Below are 23,037 nucleotides of genomic sequence, written 5' to 3'. Positions count from 1 at the left end.
TGATCAACGGGGCGGGGTGCCGGGCGGGAGGCCGGGTGCGGTCAGTGGCCCAGGAAGCGGTTGAAGGCCTCGGCTCGGCGGGACGGGCGGGACGTGCGGTGCTCTCTCCGGTCGGCTGAGGACATCACCCGCAGGCCGGCGTTCATGGCGAGCCAGCGCAGCGGCTCCGGTTCCCAGCGTGGGGAGCGGTGGCCCACCCAGGGCAGCGCCGTCAGGTCGCTCTCCACGCCCCGGATCAGGTCGGCCAGCGTACGGCCGGCGAGGTTGCTGGTGCCGACGCCGTCGCCGACGTAGCCGCCGGCCCAGGCGAGCCCGGTGCTGCGGTCCAGCCCCACCGACGCGGCCCAGTCCCGGGCCACGCCGAGCGGCCCGCCCCAGGCGTGCGTCACCGGCACCTCCGGCCCGAGGACCGGGAACAGGTCCGCGAGCGCGCGGCGCAGCGCCGTGAACACCCGGGGCTCCCTGTCGAATCCGGGCCGGACCCGGGAGGCGTAGTGGTAGGGCGCGCCCCGCCCGCCGAACGCCAGGCGGCCGTCGGCGGTGCGCTGGCCGTACACGATGACGTGCCGGTAGTCGGAGAACGTCTCCCGCTGCGCCAGCCCGATCCGTGCCCAGGTCTCCTCGGGCAGCGGCGGGGTGGCGACCATCAGCGAGTAGACGGGCGCCACGGTGCGCCGCTGGCCGGACAGCCCCGGCGTGTAGCCCTCCGTCGCGCGGACCACCACCGGTGCCCGGACCACGCCCGCCGGTGTGACCGCCGCGCCGGGCCGCACCGCGGTGACCGGTGTGCGCTCGTGGATGCGTACGCCCCGGCGCTCCACCGCCCGGGCGAGGCCCCGGACCAGCTTCGCCGGGTGCACCGCCGCGCAGTGCGGGGTGTACGTGCCGCCGCGTACCCCCTCGGCGTTGCAGCGCGCGGCGGCCTCGGCGGCGTCGAGCAGCGTCAGGTCGTCGTCGGTGAGCCCGTGCGTGTGGGCCTGGGCGACCTCGGCGCGGGCCCGGCCGAGCTGGGCCTCGCTGCGGGCCAGCGTCACCGTGCCGCCGGCCTGCCAGTCGCAGTCGATGCCCTCGGCGGCGGCGACCCGCCCCACCTCGGCGACGGTGTCGTGCATGGCCCGCTGCATGGCCAGTGCCCGGTCCCGGCCGTGCCGCCGGGCCAGCGCCGGCAGCGAGGTGGGGAACAGCGCCGAGCACCAGCCGCCGTTGCGGCCGGAGGCGCCGAACCCGGCGATCTCCCGTTCGAGCACGACGACGCGCAACGTGGGTTCGGCCCGGGCCAGGTAGTACGCCGTCCACAGCCCGGTGTACCCGGCGCCCACGATCGCCACGTCGGCGTCCGTGTCGCCGGGCAACCCGGGTCGTGGTGTCAGCGGTTCGTCCAGGCCGGACAGCCAGTACGACAGCTGTTGGTAGCCGGTCATCGGGTCAGAGCCGCGACCATGCCTCGGTCAGCACCGCGCGCAGGATCTGCTCGATCTCGTCGAAGTGCTGCTGGTCGGCGATCAGCGGCGGGGCGAGCTGCACCACCGGATCGCCGCGGTCGTCGGCCCGGCAGTAGAGCCCGGCGTCGAACAGCGCGGTGGACAGGAAGCCGCGCAGCAGCCGCTCGGACTCGGCCTCGTCGAACGTCTCCCGGGTCGTCTTGTCCTTGACCAGCTCGATGCCGTAGAAGTAGCCGTCACCGCGGACGTCGCCGACGATCGGCAGGTCGTGCAGCTTCTCCAGGGTGGACCGGAACGCGCCCTCGTTGGCCCGGACGTGCCCGATCAGGTCCTCCCGGGCGAACACCTCCAGGTTGGCCAGCGCGACGGCGCAGGAGACCGGGTGGCCGCCGAACGTGACGCCGTGCGCGAACATGCCGGTCTCGGTGAGGAACGGTTCCATCAGCCGCTCGCTGGCGATCATGGCGCCGAGTGGGGCGTAGCCGGAGGTGATGCCCTTGGCGGTGGTGATGATGTCCGGCTGGTAGCCGTACCGGACGGCGCCGAAGTACTCGCCGAGCCGGCCCCAGGAGCAGATCACCTCGTCGCTGACCAGCAGCACGTCGTACGCGTCGCAGATCTCGCGTACCCGCTCGAAGTAGCCGGGCGGCGGCGGGAAGCAGCCGCCGGAGTTCTGCACCGGCTCCAGGAAGACGGCGGCGACCGTCTCCGGTCCCTCCCGCTCGATCGCCCGGCCGATCTCCTCGGCGGCCCAGCGGCCGAACGCCTCGGCGTCGTCGCCGTGCTCGGGGGCCCGGTAGAAGTTGGTGTTCGGCACCTTGATGCCACCCGGCACCAGCGGCTCGAAGTCGGTCTTGATGCCGGGCAGGCCGGTGATCGACAGAGCGCCCATCGAGGTGCCGTGGTAGGCGATGTAGCGGCTGACCACCTTGTGCTTGGTGGGCTTGCCGGTGCGCTTGAAGTAGGCCCGGGCCAGCTTCCACGCCGCCTCGACGGCCTCCGAGCCGCCGGTGGTGAAGAAGACCCGGTTCAGGTCGCCGGGCGTGAGCGTGGCGATCTTCTCGGCCAGCTCGACGGCCTTCGGGTGGGCGTACGACCAGAGCGGGAAGTAGGCCAGCTCGCCGGCCTGCTTGGCGGCGGCCTCGGCCAGCTCGGTGCGGCCGTGGCCGGCGTTGACGACGAACAGCCCGGCCAGTCCGTCCAGGTAGCGGCGGCCCTGCGCGTCCCAGACGTACGCGCCCTCGCCCCGGACGATTGTCGGAACCTCGCCGGTCGGGTAGCTCGCCATGCGGGTGAAGTGCATCCACAGGTGGTCGGTGGCGTTGGCCATGTCAGCCCCATCGGGTCTCGGGCCGGTCAGGGGTGACACCGGCCGCTCTGCCCACGGTTATCCCACAGGCGATGCCGATAAGGCAAGTGAAAAAGCCTCAGCGCGACGGATTCAGCGCCGCATTACTGCTCTGTCAACGGAATCCGCATCAGGCGGTGCCCCAGCTGTAGGTCTGCTTGCGCAGCTTCAGGTAGACGAACGCCTCGGTGGAGAGCACCCCGGGGACGCCGCGCAGCTTCTGCAGGATCTCCAGCAGGTGCTCGTCGTTGCGGCAGACCACCTCGGCCAGCAGGTCGAACGAGCCGGCGGTGATCACCACGTAGTCGATCTCCTCGAACTCGGCCAGCCGGTCGGCGACGGACTCCAGGTCGCCGTCGGTGCGCAGCCCGATCATGGCCTGGCGGGGGAAGCCGAGCTGGAGCGGATCGGTGACCGCGACGATCTGCATGACGCCCGCGTCGAGCAGCCGCTGCACCCGCTGCCGTACCGCCGCCTCGGAGAGGCCGACCGCCTTGCCGATGCTCGCGTACGGGCGGCGCCCGTCCTCCTGGAGCTGCTCGATGATCTGCTTGGCCACGTCGTCGAGCAGAGCGTGATTGGATCCTTCACGCACGGTGACCCGACGGCCGCCGTTGGAGTTCTCCTGGTGCCGGTTGACCATCGACGCTCCTTGTGTCCGAATCTCCGGATCGATCGTAGTGCCCCGCGCAGTCTGGCGTATTTCGTGGCGAGTGGCTATTCCCGCAACGGAATCCCTTGTGAGAGAGGTTTTCTCATGTCAGGATCAGTCGTCCATCGCCACTGACCCTCCCGCCGGCGCGCCGCCCCCCGTCCCGCCGCCGACGATGCCCCCTCAAGGAGTCGTCACATGCGTAGTCCCCTTCGGACCCTCACCCGGCGTGGTCTGCTCACCGGGACCGTCGGCTCGGCCGCACTGCTCGCCACCGCGGGCACCCTGGCCGGCTGCGGGACCAAGGGCGCCCAGCAGACCGAAGCCGGGTGCAAGAGCGAGGATCTCTCCGCCACCGAGAAGAAGGTCGCCTTCTCGAACTGGCCGCAGTACATGGACACCGACGAGAAGGACGAGTCCAAGCGCCCCACGCTCGACGCCTTCGTCGCCGCCTCGGGCATCCAGGTGACGTACACCGAGGACGTCAACGACAACAACGAGTTCTTCGGCAAGGTACGCAACCAGCTCGCCGGCTGTCAGAGCACCGGCCGGGACATCATGGTCCTCACCGACTGGATGGCCGCCCGGGTGATCCGCCTCGGCTGGGTGCAGAAGCTCGACAAGTCGAAGATGCCCAACGTCGAGGCGAACCTGCTGCAGTCGCTGCGCGGTCGCTCCTTCGACGCCGAGACCCAGCTCGCCGTCCCGTGGCAGTCCGGCCTGGCCGGGCTCGCGTACAACGCGAACGTCACCAAGGAGATCCGCACCGTCGACGAGCTGCTCACCCGCCCGGACCTCAAGGGCAAGGTGACCGTGCTGTCGGAGATGCGCGACACCATCGGCCTGCTGCTGCAGTCGCTCGGCCACGACCCGGCCAAGTTCACCTCGGCCCAGTTCGACGACGCGCTGAACAAGCTCAAGAAGGCCGTGGACAGCAAGCAGATCCGGCGCTTCACCGGCAACGACTACGCGCCCGACCTGGCCAAGGGCGACATCGCCGCGTGCATCGGCTGGTCCGGCGACGTGGTCCAGCTCGGCTTCGACGACGAGAAGATCAAGTTCGTGGTGCCCGAGTCCGGCGTGATGCTCTGGTCGGACAACATGCTGGTGCCGAACAAGGCCACCCACAAGGCCAACGCCGAGGCGTTGATGAACCACTACTACGACCCGGCGGTGGCGGCGAAGCTGGCCGCGTACGTCAACTACATCTGCCCGGTGCAGGGCGCGCAGGCCGAGATGGAGAAGATCGACCCGGACCTGGCGAGCAACCCGCTGATCTTCCCGGACGACACGATGCTGTCCAAGGCCAAGGTCTTCATGGCGCTCGACGAGGCGCAGGAGAAGGAGTACGAGACCAAGTTCCAGCAGGTGATCGGCGCGTGAAGGGGCAGCAGACTCCGGCCGGCGACCTGCGGCTGGTCGACCTGACCAAGCGGTTCGGCGTCTTCACCGCCGTCGACGACCTCACCCTGACCATCCCGCAGGGTTCGTTCTTCGCCCTGCTCGGCGCATCCGGCTGCGGCAAGACCACCACGCTGCGGATGATCGCCGGGCTGGAGCAGCCGACGAGCGGAAAGGTGCTGCTCGGCGAGCAGGACATCGCCGGGCTGCGGCCGTACAAGCGGCCGGTCAACACCGTCTTCCAGAGCTACGCCCTCTTCCCGCACCTGGACATCCACGAGAACGTGGCGTTCGGGCTGCGCCGCCGCGGCATCCGCAAGGTGGGCGACCAGGTCGAACGGATGCTCGCGCTGGTCCAGCTCGAGGGGTACGGCCGGCGCCGCCCGGCCCAGCTCTCCGGCGGCCAGCAGCAGCGCGTCGCGCTGGCCCGCGCACTCATCAACCACCCGCAGGTGCTGCTGCTCGACGAGCCGCTCGGCGCGCTCGACCTGAAGCTGCGCCGGCAGATGCAGATCGAGCTGAAGCGGATCCAGACCGAGGTCGGCATCACCTTCGTGCACGTCACCCACGACCAGGAGGAGGCCATGACGATGGCCGACACGGTCGCGGTGATGAACGCCGGCCGGATCGAACAGCTCGGCGCGCCCGCCGACATCTACGAGTACCCGGCCACCGCGTTCGTCGCGAACTTCCTCGGCCAGTCCAATCTGCTCGCCGCCGAAGCCGGCGGCCGCGCCGCCGACGACGTGCTGGTCACGGCGCACGGCTCGCGCTTCTCGGTGCCCGCCGGCCGGGCCCGGCTCACCGACGGGCCGGCCTTCCTCGGCGTACGTCCCGAAAAGCTGCACCTGGTCGAGAGCCCGGACCGGGTACCGGCCGGGCACCAGCACGTCGGCGGCGTGGTCAGCGACGCCTCCTACGTCGGGGTGAGCACCCAGTACCTGGTGCGCACCGCGTGGGGCAGCGAGCTGACCGCGTTCGCCGCGAACAGCGGGCTGGGCGGTCAGCTGGCGGTCGGCACGGCGGTGACCGCGCACTGGGACCCGCGGCACGCGTTCCTGCTGCCCCGGGCCGCCGGTGAGGACGACCAGACCGCGCCGCTGCTCGACGAGCCGCCGGTGGGTGCGTCGGCATGAGCGAGCGAATTGTCGGAGTGGCGGCATGAGCGCGCTGGCCCACGTACCGACCTCCGCCGGGAAACCGGCGACGCCGCCGGTGCGGCGCGGGCGCAACCGGCTCCTGCCGTACCTGTTGCTGCTGCCCGGCGCGGCCTGGCTGCTCGTCTTCTTCGCGCTCCCGCTCGTGCAGCTCGCCTCGGCCAGCCTCTACGACCCGGCCGGGTCGCTCTCCACCGGGTACGCCATGACCTGGGCGTTCAGCAACTACCCGGACGCGTTGCAGGCGTACTGGCCGCAGTTCTCCCGGTCGTTCCTCTACTCGGCCATCGCGCTGGTGCTCGCGCTGCTGATGGGCTACCCGCTGGCGTACGCGATCGCGCAGAAGGCCGGCCGGTGGAAGAACCTGCTGCTGGTCGCCGTGGTCGCGCCGATGTTCACCAGCTTCCTGGTGCGCACGCTGGCCTGGAAGACCATCCTGTCGGACAACGGCGCGCTGGTCGGGCTGCTGCGTGACGTGCACCTGCTCGGACCGGACGGCCGGCTGCTGGCCACCCCGATCGCCGTGGTGCTCGGCCTGACGTACAACTTCCTGCCGTTCCTGGTGCTGCCGCTGTACGCGAGCCTGGAGCGGCTCGATCCCCGGCTGCTGGAAGCGGCGAGCGACCTGTACGCGAGCCCGCTGCGCGCGTTCGCCAAGGTGACGCTGCCGCTGTCGATGCCCGGCCTGATCGCCGGCACGCTGCTGTTCTTCATCCCGGCCACCGGTGACTACATCAACGCCGAGCTGCTCGGTACGCCGAACGAGTACATGATCGGCAACGTCATCGACTCGGCGTTCCTGGTCCGGCTGGACTACCCGCAGGGCGCGGCGCTGTCGTTCCTGCTGATGGCCGCGATCCTGGCGATCGTCTTCGTCTACCTGCGCCGGGCCGGTACGGAGGAGGTGCTGTGAAACTCAGGCGCTGGCTCGCCGACCGGTGGGTGATGGGCGTGGCACTGCTCGTCCTCGGCTACCTGACGCTGCCGATCATGGTGGTCGCCGGGCTCTCCTTCAACCGGCCCTCCAGCCGGCTCTCCTACGACTTCAACGAGTTCACGCTCGACAACTGGAAGCAGCCCTGCGCCACCTCGGACATGTGCGACGCCGTGGTGCGCAGCATGCAGATCGGGCTCATCGCCACCGTCGTCTCCACGCTCCTCGGCACGCTGATGGCGTTCGCCCTGGTCCGGCACAGCTTCCGCGGCCGGTCCGGGCTCAACGGCCTGATCTTCCTGCCGATGGCCACCCCGGAACTGGTGATGGGCACCTCGCTGCTCGCCCTCTTCGTCGCGGCCGGGGTGCCGCAGGGCTTCTGGACCATCGTCATCGCGCACGTCATGTTCTGCATGTCGTTCGTCGTGGTCACCGTGAAGGCCCGGCTCTCCGGCATGGACCGGCGGCTGGAGGAAGCCGCGATGGACCTGTACGCCAGCGAGTGGCAGACGTTCCGGCGGATCACGCTGCCGCTCGTGCTGCCCGGCATCGTGGCCGCCGCGCTGCTGGCGTTCTCGCTCAGCTTCGACGACTTCATCATCACGAACTTCAACGCCGGCACCACTGTCACGTTCCCCATGTACGTCTGGGGCGCCTCCCAGCGGGGCATCCCGCCGCAGGTCAACGTGATCGGCACGGCCATGTTCGTGATCGCGTTGCTGCTGGTGGGGGCCACCTCGCTGCGCGGGCGGCGGGCACGACGGGCCGCCCTCGCGGTGGTCGCCACACCGGCGGGCAAGCCATGACACTCCCGCATACCGGCCGGGCGCTGGCCGACGCCGCGCCCGTGTCGTACTGGCTGGACCGCCCGGAGCGCCCCGACGCGCTGCCGTCGCTGTCCGGTGCGCACGCCGCCGACCTGCTCGTGGTCGGCGGCGGGTACGCCGGGCTGTGGACCGCGCTGCTCGCAAAGGAGGCCGACCCGGACCGTGACGTGCTGCTCGTCGACGCGGGCACCTGCGGCTGGGCGGCGTCCGGGCGCAACGGCGGGTTCTGCGCCGCGTCGCTGACCCACGGGCTCGCCAACGGCGTCGAGCGGTTCCCCGGCGAGATCGGCGAGCTGGAACGGCTGGGCCGGGAGAACCTGGACGCCATCGCCGCCACCGTCGCGAAGTACGACATCGACTGCGACTTCGAACGCACCGGGGAACTGGCGGTGGCGGTCGAGCCGTACCAGCTCGACGGGCTCGCCGCCGACGCCGAGCTGGCCCGCCGGTACGGCCACGACGTGCGGCTGCTCGACCGCGACGAGGTACGCGCCGAGGTGACGTCGCCGACGTACCTGGGCGGGATGTGGGACGCCGACCGGGTGGCCCTGCTCGACCCGGCGAAGCTCGCCTGGGGACTGCGCCGGGCCGCGCTCGACCTGGGCGTACGCGTGCACGAGCACACCCGCGTCACCGGCCTGGCCCGCGACGGCGCCGCGCTGCTCGCCCGGACGTCGGGCGGCGCGGACGCGGCGCCCGGCTCGGTCCGGGCGCGGCAGGTCGTCCTCGCCACCAACGCGTTTCCGCCGCTGCTGCGCCGGCTGCGCTCCTGGGTCGTCCCGGTCTACGACTACGCGCTGATGACCGAGCCGCTGACGGCCGCGCAGCGCGACGCGATCGGCTGGCGGCACCGGCAGGGGCTCGCCGACACCGGTAACCAGTTCCACTACTACCGGCTCACCGCCGACAACCGGATCCTGTTCGGCGGCTACGACGCGATCTACCACTACGGCAACCGGGTGGCGCCCGCGTTGGAGCAGCGCGAGGCCACCTTCACCACGCTGGCGTCGCACTTCTTCACGACCTTCCCGCAACTCGCCGATGTGCGGTTCAGCCACCGCTGGGGTGGCGTCATCGACACCTGCACCCGGTTCTGCGCGTTCTTCGGCACCGCGTACGAAGGACGCCTGGCGTACGCGGCCGGGTTCACCGGGCTCGGCGTCGGCGCGACCCGGTTCGGCGCCCGCGTCACGCTCGACCTGCTGTCCGGCACCGACACCCCGCTGACCCGGCTCGACCTGGTGCGCCGCAAGCCGCTGCCGTTCCCGCCGGAACCGGCCCGGTCCGTGGGCATCAACCTCACCCGCTGGTCGCTCGCCCGCGCCGACGCGCGTGACGGACGGCGCAACCTCTGGCTCCGTACTCTCGACCGTCTTGGACTGGGGTTCGACTCCTGATGCGTATCCTCCTCGTCGGCGCCGGTGGCGTCGGCTCCGCCGCCGTATCCATCGCCGCCCGCCGTTCCTTCTTCGACCGCGTGGTGGTCGCCGACCACGACCCGGCGCGCGCGGCGCGGGCCGTCGCCGGTCACGGCGACCGGTTCGTCGCCGCCACAGTCGACGCCTCCTCCGCCGACGCGGTGGCCGCGCTGTGCCGGGAACACCGGATCACGCACGTGCTCAACGCGGTCGACCCGCGCTTCGTCATGCCGATCTTCGACGGCGCGTTCGCCGCCGGGGCCGACTACCTCGACATGGCCATGTCGCTGTCCCGGCCGCACCCCGAGCACCCCTACGCCCAGACCGGGGTCAAGCTCGGCGACGAGCAGTTCGCCGTCGCGGAGCGGTGGGCCGCCGCCGGGCGGCTCGCGCTGTGCGGCATCGGCGTCGAACCGGGCCTGTCCGACGTCTTCGCCCGCTACGCCGCCGACGAACTCTTCGCCGAGATCGACGAGATCGGGGTACGCGACGGCGCGAACCTGACAGTCGCCGGGTACGACTTCGCGCCCTCGTTCTCCATCTGGACCACCATCGAGGAGTGCCTCAACCCGCCGGTGATCTGGGAGGCCGGGCGCGGCTGGTTCACCACCGAGCCGTTCAGCGAGCCGGAGGTCTTCGACTTCCCGGCCGGGATCGGCCCGGTCGAATGCGTCAACGTCGAGCACGAGGAGGTGCTGCTCATCCCGCGCTGGGTGCCGGCGAAGCGGGTCACCTTCAAGTACGGCCTCGGCGCCGAGTTCATCGAGGTGCTGCGCACGCTGCACAAGCTCGGACTGGACTCGACCCAGCCGGTGCGCGTACGCGGGGTCGAGGTGTCGCCGCGCGACCTGGTGGCCGCCGCGCTGCCCGACCCGGCCACGCTCGGCGACCGGATGAGCGGCAAGACGTGCGCCGGCACGTACGTCACCGGCACCGGCCCGGACGGCCGGCCCCGCCGCGTCTACCTCTACCACGTGGTCGACAACGAGTGGTCGATGGCCGAGTACGGCCACCAGGCGGTGGTCTGGCAGACCGCTGTCAACCCGGTCGTCGCGCTGGAACTGCTCGCCACCGGCGCGTGGACGGGCACGGGCGTGCTGGGCCCGGAGGCGTTCCCGCCGACCCCCTTCCTGGACCTGCTCACCGGCTACGGTTCGCCGTGGGGGATGGAGGAACGATGACCCGGTACGGCCCGATGTACGGCCCCGACATCACATTCCTCGGCGTGCCGCCGTGCACCGTCGAGGAGCCGGTCACGTACGCCGACGCGGACGTGGTGATCATCGGGGCGCCCTTCGACGGCGGCACGTCGCACCGGCCGGGCACCCGGTTCGGGCCGTCCGCCATCCGGCAGGCCTGCTACCTGCCGCACGACGGCTCCCGCCCGTCGCTGGCACTGCGCGTGGACGCGCTGCAGGACCTGTGTGTCTACGACGCCGGCGACGTGGAGATGTTCGGCGGCGACATCGAACGCTCGCTCGCCGCGTTGGAGACCGCCGTGCACGCGGTGGCCGCCGCCGGGGCGATCCCGGTGGTGCTCGGCGGCGACCACTCCATCGCGTTGCCCGACGCCACCGGCGTGGCCCGGCACCACGGGCTCGGCCGGGTGTCGCTCGTGCACTTCGACGCGCACGCCGACACCGGCGACGTCGAGTTCGGCTCGCTGCACGGCCACGGCCAGCCGATGCGCCGGCTCATCGAGTCCGGCGCGGTACGCGGCGACCGCTTCCTCCAGATCGGGCTGCGCGGCTACTGGCCCGGCCCGGACACGCTGGCCTGGATGGCCGAGCAGCGGATGCGCTCGTACGAGATGACCGAGATCGTGGCGCGCGGCCTGGACACCTGCCTCACCGAGGCGTTCGGCATCGCGACCGACGAGTGCGAGGGCGTGTTCCTCTCCGTCGACGTGGACGTGGTCGACCCCGGCATGGCGCCCGGCACCGGCACACCCGAGCCGGGCGGGTTCACCTCCCGGCAACTGCTCGACGCGGTGCGCCGGGTCTGTTACGAGCTGCCGGTGGTCGGGCTGGACGTGGTCGAGGTCGCGCCGCCGTACGACCACGCCGACATCACCGCGTACCTGGGCAATCGGGTGGTGCTGGAGGCGCTGTCCGCGATAGCCCGCCGCCGCCACGACGCCGAAACCGGAACCCCGTGGAACCCCACCCAGCCGCTCCTGGACAACCGCTGACCCGCCACCTCCGCCCTCTTCCTCCCCGTTGATCTTGCACTTTCGGCCCCGGCATTCCGGTCATATCCCCCGGTGAGAGGGCGCTAACTGCAAGATCGCGCTAGGCGAGGGGAGGGCCTAGCACAAGGGGAAGGGACGGTGGGGGGTGTGCACATGCCTGGGGTTGTCCACAGGTGAGGGAAGTGGCGAGAGGTTCGGGCGCGGGCGGGGCGGCATGGTTCGGGGATGTCGACGCAGCTGTGGAGGACCCGGGAACTGATGCGGGTGCTCACCGTGAAGCGAGTACGCACCCAAGTCAGGCGCGAGGAGCTGGTCCGCGTGCGGCGCGGTGTCTACGCGCCGACACCGTGCGATGACGAGGACGAGCTGCGAGCCCTGCTGCTGTGTCTGCCCGGCGACGCGATGCTGGCGATGCAGAGCGCGGCGCGCCGCCACGGATTTGGCGTCCTTCGGGAATCCGCGGTGCACGTGCAGTTGCCGCCGGACGTCGCCAAGCCCCGCCTACCGGGTCTCGTCGTCCATCACTCCGTCCTGCCGGTCCGGCCAGTGGTCGTCGGTGGCCTGCCGTGCGTGCCCGCCACGCAGTGCGCGATCGACCTTGCCCGAGGCGTACGCCGTATGGATGCCCTCCCCGTGCTCGACGCCGCACTCCGCTCGGGTGCCGTGACGGTCGACGACCTCGCGGCGGAGTTGCCCCTGCACCGGGCCCTGCGCGGCGTCCGGCAGGCGCGCGATCTCGTGCCGCGAGCCGACGGCCGCTCCGAGTGCCGGCAGGAGAGCCAGCTGCGGCTGTTGCTGCTCGACGGCGGGCTCCCGGCGCCCGAGCCACAGATGTGGATTCACGACCGGTACGGCATGCCCCGCTTCCGCGTCGACCTGGGTTACCGGGAACGGCGGGTGGGTGTGGAGTACGACGGTCTGTCCCACCTGGACCCGGAGCGCATGCGGTACGACCGCGACCGGATCAACTGGCTGGACGCCAACGGTTGGCGGATGCGCTACTTCACCGACCGCGACCTCTACCGACGCCCGTCCCACATCCTCGCCACTCTCCGAGCCGCCCTGACCCCCTAACCCGCGCTGCCTCCGCCCCCGCCAACCCCGCCGACCGCGCCAACCCCCGCCGATCTTGCACTTGCCTACCCCGCAAAAGGGACAGATCTGGCAACCAAGGGGCGCCAAGTGCAAGATCGCGGGGGAGAGGGGGAGAGGGGGTGGGGTCAGGGGCGAGCGCAGTGGGGGCGCAGGCGCACGCGTTCGGTGGTTTCGGTGATCGAATTGGGCTCGACCACCAGGCGGGCGATCGTCGTCGCCGGGCCGGGGCGGAACCTGCCCTCGTCTGCGGGGATCGTCGCGGTCCAGGTGCCGGCGGTGCGCTCGTCGGTGCACGCGCCGATCACGCCGAACCCGAAGCCGGTGACCGTGCCGCGCCGTGCCCGCTGCTCCAGGTGCACCTCGATGTACGCGAGGCCGCGCTCGGCGCCGCAGTCGAACCGGCCGCCGACGGTGGCGGTGTGCGCCCGTACGTCGGCGGCGCCGAACCAGTTGACGGAGACGCGGGGTGAGGTCGCCGGGGCGGCGACGGCGGCGCCCGGCGCGAGCCCGAGCGTGGCGGCGGTGGCCAGGGCGGTGAGGCCGGCGGCGAGCACTGGCTGTCGGACCGGGTTCATGAGCGGTCTCCTGTCGGGCGGTGGCGGAACGCGACCCGGTAGCGACTCGAGCGGTGGTGGGACGCGGACTCCGAAGTGGACGGCGTCAGCATCCCACCGCCGCGATACCCGCGAGCTGCAAGATCTCGGACAGATCAGCGGTTCAGGTGGGACCGGATGAGGAAGCGGACACCCTCCGGTGCCTCCAGGGAGAAGCCGCTGCCCCGGCCGGGCACCACGTCGACGGTGAGCCGGGTGTGCTGCCACAGCTCCCACTGGGCCTTCGACATCCAGAACTCCACCGGCTCGGGCACGCCGTCGACGGCCAGCGAGGCGAGCAGCACGTCCGAGCCGCCGGTGCGGAACTCACCGGCCGGGTAGCACATCGGGGCACTGCCGTCGCAGCAGCCGCCGGACTGGTGGAACATCAGCGGGCCGTGCTGCCCCCGCAGCGACCGGATCAGGTCGGCCGCCGCGGGGGTCACTGTCACGGTGTCACCCATCAGAAGAAGCCCAGCTTCTTCGGCGAGTAGCTGACCAGCAGGTTCTTGGTCTGCTGGTAGTGCTCCAGCATCATCTTGTGGTTCTCCCGGCCGATGCCGGACTGCTTGTAGCCGCCGAACGCGGCGTGCGCCGGGTAGGCGTGGTAGCAGTTCGTCCACACCCGGCCGGCCTGGATCGCGCGTCCGGCCCGGTACGCGGTGTTCAGGTCCCGGGTCCACACGCCCGCGCCGAGCCCGTACAGCGTGTCGTTGGCGATCTTCACGGCGTCGTCCAGGTCGGCGAAGGAGGTGACCGACACGACCGGGCCGAAGATCTCCTCCTGGAAGATCCGCATCGAGTTGTCGCCCTCGAAGATGGTCGGCTGGACGTAGTAGCCGCCGGCCAGTTCGCCGCCCAGGTCGGCCCGCTCGCCGCCGGTCAGCACCTTTGCGCCCTCCTGCCGCCCGATGTCCAGGTAGGACAGAATCTTCTCCAGCTGGTCGTTCGACGCCTGCGCGCCGACCATCGTGTCAGTGTCCAGCGGATGCCCCTGCTTGACCGCCTTCGTCCGGTCCACGGCGGCGGCCAGGAAGTCGGAGTAGTGGCCCTGCTGGATGAGCGCCCGGGACGGGCAGGTGCACACCTCGCCCTGGTTGAGCGCGAACATGGTGAAGCCTTCGAGGGCCTTGTCCCGGAAGTCGTCGGACGCGGCGCTGACGTCGTCGAAGAAGATGTTCGGGCTCTTGCCGCCCAGCTCCAGCGTGACCGGCTTGATGTTCTCGCTGGCGTACTGCATGATCAGCCGCCCGGTGGTGGTCTCCCCGGTGAACGCCACCTTCGCCACCCGCGACGAGGAGGCCAGCGGCTTGCCCGCCTCGACGCCGAAGCCGTTGACCACGTTCAGCACGCCGGGCGGCAGCAGGTCGCCGATCAGCGAGAGCAGGTAGTGGATCGAGGCGGGCGTCTGCTCGGCCGGCTTGAGCACCACCGCGTTGCCGGCGGCGAGCGCCGGGGCGAGCTTCCACACCGCCATGAGGATCGGGAAGTTCCACGGGATGATCTGCCCGACCACGCCCAGCGGCTCGTGGAAGTGGTAGGCGACCGTGTCGTCGTCGAGTTCGCCGAGCGAGCCCTCCTGCGCCCGGATCGCCCCGGCGAAGTAGCGGAAGTGGTCGATCGCGAGCGGGATGTCGGCGGCGAGCGTCTCGCGTACCGGCTTGCCGTTCTCCCACGTCTCGGCGATCGCGAGGGACTCCAGGTTGTCCTGCATGCGGTCGGCGATCCGGTTGAGGATCAGCGAGCGTTCGGCGACCGAGGTGCGGCCCCACGCGTCGGCCGCGCCGTGCGCCGCGTCGAGCGCCTTCTCCACGTCCTCGGCGGTGCCCCGGGCCACCTCGCAGAAGGTCTGGCCGGTCACCGGGGTCGGGTTCTCGAAGTACTTGCCACCGTGCGGCTTCACGTACTCGCCGCCGATGTAGTGGTCGTAGCGGGACTGCCAGTGGGTGGGGGCGTCGTAGCGCGTCATGGGTACCTCCGCCGTCCGTCTGGGGTGGATGGCGGGCAGGCTAGTTTCCGGGACGTTGCAGGAACGTTGCGCGGGGCAGCGCGTACTCCTCGGCGAGCTGGCGGGCCCGCGCGAGCGCGAGCGGCCGGCGGGGCGCGCCCGGCGGCAGCGCCCGGGCCAGGGCCTGCCAGGCGGCCAGGTCGTCGCCACCGGCCGCCGTCGCGGTCCAGGCCGCGAGCAGCCCCGGATCGGCGCCGGCCAGCACGGCGGCGCGCACCTGACCGTCGACCAGGCGGCGCAGTCGCGCCACTCCCGGCGCGTCCGACCCGGGCAGCAGGGGCCCGGGGTACGCGCGCAGCGCCGCCGCCGGATCGCCACGCTCCAGCAGTTCGGTGACGGTACGGAAGTCCGCGCGCACGGCCGGCCGCAGCCGGTACGGGCGGGAGTCGAGCAGTTCCTCGCCGAGTACGCGGCGCAGCCGGGACAGTTCGGCGCGCAGCGTGACCGGGTGCCGCCTGTCGTCGCCGTAGAGGTCGAGGCCGAGCTGTTCCCCGGTGCGGCCCTCGGGATGGTCGACGAGCAGCACCAGCAGCTCGCTGTGCCGCCGGCCGAGCCGGATGCGCCGGCCGCCGACGCGCAGCTCCGCCTCGTCCCGCCCGAGCGCCGACACGTACGCCACGTCCGGCGCGGTGGGCGCGGCCCCGGCCAGGAACGCCTCGGCGGCCCGGGCGGTCGCCCGCACCAGCGCGAGGCTCTGCGGGTTGGCCAGGTGGTCCCCGCCGGTGATGTCGACGGCCCCCAGAAGCGCGCCGCTGACCGGGTCGTGGACCGGCGCGGCGGCGCACGTCCAGCGCTGCACCGGCCGGACGAAGTGCTCGGTGGCGAAGATCTGCACGCCGTGGTCGACGGCGAGGGCGGTGCCGGGGGCGTTCGTGCCGGCGTGCGCCTCGTCCCAGCGGGCGCCCGGTACGAAGTTCATCCGCTCGGCGTGCCGCAGCACCCCCGGGTGGCCCTCCACCCAGAGCAGCCGACCGGCGGCGTCGCAGACCGCCATCAGGTGCGCGCCGTCCTGCGCGATGCCGCCGAGCAGGTCGCGGAACAGCGGCATCACCCGGGCCAGCGGATGCGCGGCGCGGTAGGTCTCCAGCGCGTCGTCGGTGAGGTCGACCGGCGCGGTGGCCTCCGGGTCGAGCAGCGCTGACCGCTCCCAGGAGCGGGCGACCACCTCCCGGACGCCGCCTGTGGTTCCCGCGGTGAGGAACGCCTCGTGGGCGGCACCGACCTGCGCGATCCGCTCCGCCGGATCCGCGCCGAACTCCAGGGCGAGCCACGGGTCAGCCACCAGCGCCTCCTTCCACCCATCGTGACCCACCTCACGCCTGAGCGCCAATGCGTGATCCGGGTCACTTCAGCAGTGCGCGCGCCGCCCGCGGACCGGACGAACGGCCCAGACGGCTCCACGCCGGTTGTCGCAGCGTGGCCCGCGTGGAGGATGGCTGCTGCGGACGCTTACAGAACCCTTAACTGCGGCCTGCGAAGGTGTGCCGGACGACGAGGAAAGACACGGGGGAGCGCAAGGTGCGGGTGCTGGTGGCGGACGACGAGCGGCTCTTGGCGGACACGGTCGCCGAGGGGCTGCGGCGGTTCTCCATGGCGGTCGACGTCTGCTACGACGGCGACGGCGCGCTGGAACGGATCGGGGTCAACCGGTACGACGTGGCGGTGCTGGACCGGGACATGCCCGGCGCCACCGGCGACGAGGTGTGCCGCAGCCTGGCCGGGTCCGACGCCGGCACCCGCGTGCTGCTGCTCACCGCCGCCGCCGGCATCCGGGACCGGGTCGCCGGCCTCGGGCTGGGCGCCGACGACTACCTGACCAAGCCGTTCGCGTTCGCCGAGCTGGTGGCGCGGGTCCAGGCGCTGGGCCGCCGCTCCACCCCGGCCCTGCCGCCGGTGCTGGAGCGGCACGGCGTGGTGCTCGACGTGGCCCGGCACACCGCGACCCGGGACGGCAGCCCGCTCGGGCTGAGCCCGAAGGAGTTCGCCGTCCTGCACGTGCTGATGCGGGCCGGCGGCCGGGTGGTGAGCGCCGAGGAGCTGCTGGAACAGGCGTGGGACGAGTTCGCCGACCCGTTCACCAACGCGGTCCGGGTGACGGTGATGACGCTGCGCAAGAAGCTCGGCCAGCCGTCGGTCATCCACACCGTGCCGAAGGCCGGCTACCGGATCGGCGAGCCGGAGTGAGCCCCCGCCGCCGCATCCTGCTGGTCGGGGTGCTCGCCCTGCTCGCCGGGTTCTTCGTGCCCCGCATGGTCAAGTCACTGCTCGAACTGGTGTGGGGGCAGGCCCAGTGGTTCTGCGGCCTGGCCACGATCGGCGCGGTGTGCGAGCCGGGCCGTCCGTTCGTGCCGCTGCTGCCGCTGCTGACCGAGTTGCTGGTGCTGGCGGCCGCCGGGCTCGCGGTGTGGGGCGCTGCCCGCTGGTGCCTGCGCCCGGTGCACGACCTGGCCGCTCCGATCGCGAACCTGGGACCGCAGAACCTCGGCTACCGCATCCGGCGCGGTGGCCGGGACGAGCTGGCCGGGCTCAGCCGCGCGATCGACGACATGCTGGACCGGGTCACCGCCGGGTACGAGGGACAGCGGCGGTTCGCCGCGAACGCCTCGCACGAGCTGCGTACGCCGCTGGCGGTGCAGCGCACCCTGATCGAGGTCGGCATGGCCCAGTCGCTCACCGGCGAGCAACTGGAACTGCTGACCGCCCAACTGCTCGCCACCAACGAACGCAACGAGCGGCTGATCGAAGGGCTGCTCGCGCTCAGCGAGAGCGACCAGGGCCTGCGGTCCTCCACCCCGCAGCGCCTGGAACAGATCGTCACCGGCGTGCTGGCCGCGTACGCCGACCGGGCCGCCGAGGCGGGTGTGACGGTGGAGTCCCGGCTCTCGCCCCGGATCGTGACCGGTGAACGGGTGCTGCTGGAACGCCTGGTCACGAACCTGGTGGAGAACGGCATCAAGTACAACCGCGAGGGCGGCCGGCTCACCGTCACGGTCGGCGGGGACCCCGCGCTGACGGTCACCAACAGCGGGCAGAACGTCCCCGCCGAAGCGGTCGACGGGCTGTTCGAGCCGTTCCGGCGCCTCGCCCGGGACCGGACCAACCAGGGCGGCGGTGCCGGGCTCGGCCTGGCCATCGCCCGCTCCATCACCCAGGCGCACGGCGGCGTCATCGCCGCCCGCCCGGGTGCGGACGGCGGCCTGCGGGTCGACGTCCACCTGCCCCCCGTGGGCTGACCACCCCACACACGACTCCGGGAGCCGCCGTCGCGGCGTCCCGCGATGACACCTGCCCGAGGACGGGACCGGCGCCGCCGCCTCCCTTTCGCAGACGGCCGGAGAGGAGACCGCAGTGCCGACGCGTACCGAGGGGAACGCACCACCCGGTGACCGGGTGGTCTGGGCCGACGTGGCCAAGGGCGCCTGCATCGTGCTCGTGGTGCTCTGGCACGTCGTCGTCAAGGACTACCTGCGTATCGACTGGCGCGTCGGCCTGCCGGTGCCGGGCGCGTGGGGTCTGCTCGGCGAGCAGTTGCTGCCGCTGCGGATGCCGTTGTTCTTCGCGATCTCCGGCATCTTCGCGGCGAACGCGGTGGCCCGCCCGTGGCGGGCGTCCGGGCGGCCCCGGATCGCGCGGAACCTCTACCTGTACGCGATCTGGCTCCTCGTCCACACCGCGCTGCTGACGCTGGCGCCCGGCTTCCCGACCGACCGGGCCACCGACCCGGGTGAGCTGCTGGCCCAGCTCACCGTGACGCCCTCGAACCTGTGGTACCTGTACGCGCTGGCGCTCTACTTCGTGATCGCGAGGGCACTGCGCCGGGTCCACCCGGCGGTGCTGCTGAGCGTCGCGGGCGCGCTGTCAGCGGTGGCCGCCACCGGGCTGCTGGACAGTCCCGGCAACCGGGGGCAGGTCTACCAGAACCTGGTGTTCTTCCTGGCCGGTGTGCACCTGAAGCCGTACCTCACGCGGTGGGCCGACGCCGCGAGCACCCGGCGGCTCGCCGGCACCGGTGCCGCGTACGCGGTCGCGCTGGCCGCCATGGCGCTGGCCGGCGCGCAGAGCTGGCCCGGCGTGTACCTGCTCGTCTCCGTGCTCGCGGTGGCGTTCGGGCTGACCGCCGCCGCCCGGCTGGCCCGGCACCGCCTGGCCGGTCCGGTACTGACCCGGCTCGGCCGCCGCACGCTTGGTGTCTACGTGATCCACATGCCGGTGCTGGCGCTGCTGGACCGGCTCCTCGCCGCACCGGTGGCCGGGCTGGACGGGCCCGCGCGGGCGCTGCTGGTGACCGTCTACCCGGTCGTGCTCACCGCGCTCGTGCTCGCACTGAGTCTCGCCGTGCACCGCTGCCTCACCGCGCTCGGCGCGCACTGGCTGTTCGACCTGCCGCGCCGCTGCGTCCACTCGAATCCCGAAGGAGAGACCATGCCCCGAACCGACGCGCCGGTGCTGCCGGACCGCACACATGTCGAGGAGGCCGTCCGCGCGCTGTCCGGCCGGGTGGTGCGTACCCCGGTGCTGCACAGCCCGGCGATCGACCGCCTGGCCGGCGCCCGCGTCCTGCTCAAGGCGGAGAACCTCCAGGACGGCGGCTCGTACAAGATGCGCGGCGCGATGCTGGCGGTGGGCCGGCTCGCCGCCGCCGGGCACACCGGCGTGGTCGCCCAGAGCACCGGCAACCACGCCGTCGCGGTGGCGCTGGCCGCGCGCCGGCACGGGCTGGCCGCGACGGTCGTGCTGCCGGTGGACGCCGCGCCGGTCAAGGTGGACCGGGCGCGGGCCGCCGGGGCCCGGGTGGTCCGGGCCGGCACCACTGTCGAGGAGCGTCTCGCCGTCGCCCGGCGGATCGCCGAGGTGGAGGACCACCCGCTCGTCGACGCGTACGACCACCCGGACGTGGTGGCCGGACAGGGCAGCGCCAGCCTGGAACTGATCGAGGAGGCGGCGCGGCGCGGCACGCCCCTGGACGCGCTTGTGGTGCCGGTGGGCGGGGGCGGCGGCATCGCCGGTGCCTGCCTGGCCGCGGCCGGAACGCCGATCCGGGTGTACGGCGTCGAGCCGGTCGGATGCGACTCGCTCGCCCGCAGCCTGGCCGCCGGACGACCCACACCTGTCGCCCCGGCGCCGAGCCTGGCCGACGGGTTGCGTCCCGGCTGCGTCGGCGACCTGCCGTTCGCGGTGGCCCGGACCGCCGTGCGGGGGGTGGTCCTTGTCGACGACGACGCGATCGCCGAGGCGTTCCGGCTGCTCCTGCTGGACCTGAAGGTGCTCGTCGAGCCGTCCGGCGCGGCCGGGCTGGCCGGCGCCCTGCGCCTGGGCGACATGACGCCCCGGCCGCCGGACGGCGGGCGGCAACTGACCGTCGGCGTGGTGCTGACCGGCGGAAACGTGGAAGCGGAAGTGGTGGCCCGGCTGGCGGGCGACCCGATGACTGTGGGAGTGGCGGCATGAGGTCGACAGTGCGGATCGGTGTCCTGTTCGGAGGCCCGTCGGCGGAACACGAGGTCTCCTGCGCCTCGGCGCTCGGCGTGGCCCGGGCCCTGGCGGAGCGGGGGCACCGCGTGGTGGCGCTCGGCATCACGCGTACCGGCGGGATCCGGCTGCTGCCGGAGCCGGTGCTCGCGCGGCACCTCGGCACCGTGGCGGCCGGCCGGGCGATCGACGACCGGCTACCGGTCACCGGGGAGGCGGTGGAACTGCGGCGCGGGGCAGCCGCCGGCACCGTGGCGGTCAGCGCGGCCGACGACCCGGCCACCGTGCACGCCGAGCTGGACGTGGTGTTCCCGGTGCTGCACGGCCCGTACGGCGAGGACGGCGTGGTGCAGGGGCTGCTGGAATCGCTCGGCGTGCCGTACGTCGGGTGCGGCATCCTCGCCTCCGCCGTCGGCATGGACAAGGTGGCGATGAAGCGGGCCCTGCGGGCCGAGGCCGTGCCGACCACGCCGTACGTCTGGTTCGACGAACCGACCTGGCGGGCCGCGGCGGACCCGGAGAAGCTGGTGGTGGGGCTGCGCGGACCGCTGTTCGTCAAGCCGGCCCGGATGGGCTCCTCGATCGGCATCTCCCGGGTGGCAGACGGCGACGACCTGGTGGCGGCCGTGGAGGAGGCGTTCCGGCACGACCACGTGGTGCTCGTCGAGCAGGGCGTGACCGGCCGGGAGCTGGAATGTGGCGTGCTCGGCGGCTGGCAGCCGGAGGCGTCGGCGGTCGGCGAGGTCCGGGTCGCGGGCGGCTGGTTCGACTACCGGCAGAAGTACTTCGGCGACGCCGACCCGATGATCGTCCCGGCGCCGCTGCCGGACGAGGTCACCGAGCGGATCCGCGACCTGTCGGTACGGGCGTTCACCGCGATCGGCGGTTGGGGGCTGGCCCGTGTCGACTTCCTCTACGACGAGACCACCGGCGACCTGTTCGTCAACGAGCTGAACACGCTGCCCGGCTTCACCGCGCACTCGATGTACCCGAAGGTGTGGGCCGAGTCGGGTGTCGCGTATCCCGAGGTGGTGGACCGGCTCGTCGCGCTCGCCTTCGCCCGGCACGCGGCCCGGCCGTCGCGCGAACACCCCGGGGGTACGCCGTGATCCTGCTCTCCGACCCCCGGGTCGCCGCGGTGTCCAGCCGGGACGACGGCGAACCGCTGGTGGACCTGCGCGACGTGCCGGGGCTGCGGGTGGACGGGCGGGCCGCCGATCCCGCCGGGGCGTACGCCCGGGTGCGGCGCGGTGTCGCGGACCGGTTGCTGGCCGCGCAGCGCGCGCTGCCGGCCGGGCTGCGCCTGCTCGTGGTCGAGGGCTACCGGCCGTACCGGGCGCAGCTGGACATCTTCACCGGCTACCGGGACGAACTGCGCCGGCGTCACCCGGACTGGCCGGCGGACCGGCTGCACCGGGAGACCACCAAGTTCGTCTCGCCGGTCGAGGTGGCCCCGCACAGCACCGGCGGAGCAGTCGACCTCACCCTGTGCGACGCCGACGGTGTGGAGCTGGACATGGGCACCGCGCTCGACGCCACCCCGGAGGAGAGCGCCGACGCCTGCTTCACCGCCGCACGGCACATCCCGGTGAGCGCGTGGCGCAACCGGAACGTGCTGGTGGCGGCGTTGAGCGGCGCGGGGATGGTGAACTACCCGACGGAGTGGTGGCACTGGTCCTACGGCGACAGGTACTGGGCGCTGATGACCGGAGCGCCGCACACCCGTTACGGTCCGTTGTAGTCCATCAGGCCAGGTGAACGTTCCGGCCCTCCCGTCCGTACCACGCGGCGAACGACAGCGACGACGGGAGAGAACGTGAGGGTGCAGCGCAAGCACGTGATGGCGGCAACCGTGGCGGTGACCGCCACGGTGGCGGTCTCGGTGGGCACCGGACTGGGTTTCGCGGACACCGCGCCGGTCGGGCGGTCGGTCTGCGCCGGGTCGGTGACCTTCTCGGCCGAGGGCGGACCACCGGCCGCGACGAGCGACAGATTCCCGGTGGGCACCCGGCTGCGGGTGACGAACCTGGACAACCGCAAGGTGGCCACGGTGACCGTGACCGGGCCGTCCGGGAGCTGCGTGCTGCTGAACGCCGCCGCCATGGACCTGGTACGCGAGCCGGGCAAGAACGTCATCCGCCGCAACGTGGTGGAACGCCTCGACGGCGCCGCCGCCCCGGCACCCGGCGCCCAACCGGGTGAGACCCGTCCGGGCGCCGCGCAGCCGATCGGCGGCAGCGTCTGCTCCGGCGCGCTCACGTTCTTCGCCGAGGGCGGAGCGCCGGCCGCCACCAGCGGCCAGTTCCCGCAGGGCACCCGGCTGCGGGTGACGAACCTGGACAACAACAAGGTGGTGACGGTGACCGTCACCGGGCCGTCGGGCAGCTGCGTGCTGCTCAACACCGCCGCCATGGACGCCATCCGGGAACCGGGCAAGAACCTGGTCCGGCGCAACACCGTCGAGCTGCTCCGCTGATCCTCCGGGTGGAACACCATGGGCCG

At 72.4% G+C, this 23,037-nt stretch carries 21 protein-coding genes; 14 read left to right on the top strand and 7 right to left on the bottom strand.

What is annotated here, in order from left to right:
• Positions 1-41: 41 nt before the first annotated feature.
• From O7607_RS07765 to O7607_RS07755, 3 genes are all read right to left on the bottom strand, one after another.
• Positions 42-1,421 carry an NAD(P)/FAD-dependent oxidoreductase gene (locus tag O7607_RS07765; protein ID WP_269702072.1) on the bottom strand — a complete coding sequence of 460 codons (1,380 nt, stop codon included), beginning with the start codon at positions 1,419-1,421 and terminating at the stop codon, positions 42-44.
• Positions 1,422-1,425: 4 nt separating this feature from the next.
• Complete coding sequence (locus O7607_RS07760; RefSeq protein ID WP_269702070.1) at positions 1,426-2,772, bottom strand: aspartate aminotransferase family protein; 1,347 nt, start codon at positions 2,770-2,772, stop codon at positions 1,426-1,428.
• A 148-nt stretch (positions 2,773-2,920) separates the two neighbouring features.
• Positions 2,921-3,433 carry an Lrp/AsnC family transcriptional regulator gene (locus O7607_RS07755; protein ID WP_269702069.1) on the bottom strand — a complete coding sequence of 171 codons (513 nt, stop codon included), beginning with the start codon at positions 3,431-3,433 and terminating at the stop codon, positions 2,921-2,923.
• A gap of 207 nt (positions 3,434-3,640) precedes the next feature.
• Between O7607_RS07755 and O7607_RS07750 the strand changes: the two genes are divergently transcribed.
• The 8 genes from O7607_RS07750 to O7607_RS07715 all read left to right on the top strand — a co-directional run bounded on the left by O7607_RS07750 (position 3,641) and on the right by O7607_RS07715 (position 12,444).
• The gene (locus tag O7607_RS07750; RefSeq protein ID WP_269702067.1) at positions 3,641-4,825 is read left to right on the top strand and encodes a polyamine ABC transporter substrate-binding protein; all 1,185 of its coding nucleotides are present in this window, start codon (positions 3,641-3,643) and stop codon (positions 4,823-4,825) included.
• The gene (locus O7607_RS07745) at positions 4,822-5,979 is read left to right on the top strand and encodes an ABC transporter ATP-binding protein (protein WP_269702066.1); all 1,158 of its coding nucleotides are present in this window, start codon (positions 4,822-4,824) and stop codon (positions 5,977-5,979) included. The genes O7607_RS07750 and O7607_RS07745 overlap by 4 nt, the downstream gene beginning before the upstream one ends.
• A gap of 25 nt (positions 5,980-6,004) precedes the next feature.
• On the top strand, positions 6,005-6,913 hold the full coding sequence (locus O7607_RS07740; RefSeq protein ID WP_269702065.1) for an ABC transporter permease: 909 nt from the start codon (positions 6,005-6,007) through the stop codon (positions 6,911-6,913).
• Positions 6,910-7,740 (top strand): ABC transporter permease, encoded by an 831-nt coding sequence (locus O7607_RS07735; protein ID WP_269702064.1) that lies wholly within the window; start codon positions 6,910-6,912, stop codon positions 7,738-7,740. The genes O7607_RS07740 and O7607_RS07735 overlap by 4 nt, the downstream gene beginning before the upstream one ends.
• Positions 7,737-9,158, top strand: coding sequence for an NAD(P)/FAD-dependent oxidoreductase (locus O7607_RS07730; protein WP_269702063.1), 1,422 nt, complete (start codon positions 7,737-7,739; stop codon positions 9,156-9,158). Before O7607_RS07735 ends, O7607_RS07730 begins: the two co-directional genes overlap by 4 nt.
• Positions 9,158-10,360, top strand: coding sequence for a saccharopine dehydrogenase family protein (locus O7607_RS07725; RefSeq protein ID WP_269702062.1), 1,203 nt, complete (start codon positions 9,158-9,160; stop codon positions 10,358-10,360). The genes O7607_RS07730 and O7607_RS07725 overlap by 1 nt, the downstream gene beginning before the upstream one ends.
• Positions 10,357-11,370 (top strand): agmatinase, encoded by a 1,014-nt coding sequence (speB, locus tag O7607_RS07720; protein WP_269702061.1) that lies wholly within the window; start codon positions 10,357-10,359, stop codon positions 11,368-11,370. Before O7607_RS07725 ends, speB begins: the two co-directional genes overlap by 4 nt.
• Positions 11,371-11,595: 225 nt before the next feature.
• Positions 11,596-12,444, top strand: coding sequence for an endonuclease domain-containing protein (locus tag O7607_RS07715; RefSeq protein ID WP_269702060.1), 849 nt, complete (start codon positions 11,596-11,598; stop codon positions 12,442-12,444).
• Between the two features lie 146 nt (positions 12,445-12,590).
• Here O7607_RS07715 and O7607_RS07710 read toward each other — a convergent pair whose 3' ends face one another.
• From O7607_RS07710 to O7607_RS07695, 4 genes are all read right to left on the bottom strand, one after another.
• Complete coding sequence (locus tag O7607_RS07710; protein WP_269702059.1) at positions 12,591-13,040, bottom strand: hypothetical protein; 450 nt, start codon at positions 13,038-13,040, stop codon at positions 12,591-12,593.
• 134 nt (positions 13,041-13,174) lie between these two features.
• Positions 13,175-13,522 (bottom strand): DUF779 domain-containing protein, encoded by a 348-nt coding sequence (locus O7607_RS07705; RefSeq protein ID WP_262012457.1) that lies wholly within the window; start codon positions 13,520-13,522, stop codon positions 13,175-13,177.
• Positions 13,522-15,027 (bottom strand): aldehyde dehydrogenase, encoded by a 1,506-nt coding sequence (gene adh, locus O7607_RS07700; RefSeq protein WP_269702058.1) that lies wholly within the window; start codon positions 15,025-15,027, stop codon positions 13,522-13,524. The genes O7607_RS07705 and adh overlap by 1 nt, the downstream gene beginning before the upstream one ends.
• Positions 15,028-15,067: 40 nt before the next feature.
• Complete coding sequence (locus tag O7607_RS07695) at positions 15,068-16,348, bottom strand: transcriptional regulator (RefSeq protein ID WP_269702057.1); 1,281 nt, start codon at positions 16,346-16,348, stop codon at positions 15,068-15,070.
• 236 nt (positions 16,349-16,584) lie between these two features.
• Between O7607_RS07695 and O7607_RS07690 the strand changes: the two genes are divergently transcribed.
• The 6 genes from O7607_RS07690 to O7607_RS07665 all read left to right on the top strand — a co-directional run bounded on the left by O7607_RS07690 (position 16,585) and on the right by O7607_RS07665 (position 23,011).
• Entirely contained in the window at positions 16,585-17,250 is a 666-nt protein-coding gene (locus O7607_RS07690) for a response regulator transcription factor (RefSeq protein WP_091418650.1), read from the top strand.
• On the top strand, positions 17,247-18,299 hold the full coding sequence (locus O7607_RS07685) for a sensor histidine kinase (protein WP_269702056.1): 1,053 nt from the start codon (positions 17,247-17,249) through the stop codon (positions 18,297-18,299). Before O7607_RS07690 ends, O7607_RS07685 begins: the two co-directional genes overlap by 4 nt.
• Before the next feature lie 115 nt (positions 18,300-18,414).
• Complete coding sequence (locus O7607_RS07680; RefSeq protein WP_269702053.1) at positions 18,415-20,514, top strand: pyridoxal-phosphate dependent enzyme; 2,100 nt, start codon at positions 18,415-18,417, stop codon at positions 20,512-20,514.
• Complete coding sequence (locus O7607_RS07675; RefSeq protein ID WP_269702052.1) at positions 20,511-21,644, top strand: D-alanine--D-alanine ligase family protein; 1,134 nt, start codon at positions 20,511-20,513, stop codon at positions 21,642-21,644. The genes O7607_RS07680 and O7607_RS07675 overlap by 4 nt, the downstream gene beginning before the upstream one ends.
• Positions 21,641-22,276 carry a M15 family metallopeptidase gene (locus O7607_RS07670; protein ID WP_269702050.1) on the top strand — a complete coding sequence of 212 codons (636 nt, stop codon included), beginning with the start codon at positions 21,641-21,643 and terminating at the stop codon, positions 22,274-22,276. Before O7607_RS07675 ends, O7607_RS07670 begins: the two co-directional genes overlap by 4 nt.
• Positions 22,277-22,351: 75 nt before the next feature.
• A complete protein-coding gene (locus tag O7607_RS07665; RefSeq protein ID WP_269702048.1) occupies positions 22,352-23,011 on the top strand; it encodes a hypothetical protein in 660 nt (219 codons plus the stop codon).
• Positions 23,012-23,037 lie beyond the last annotated feature (26 nt).

It is taken from the genome of Micromonospora sp. WMMA1949 (assembly GCF_027460145.1).
In the GTDB taxonomy this organism is placed as follows: domain Bacteria; phylum Actinomycetota; class Actinomycetes; order Mycobacteriales; family Micromonosporaceae; genus Micromonospora.
The sequence above is the reverse complement of the archived record's forward strand: the minus strand, read 5'-3'. Positions and strand labels throughout refer to the sequence as shown.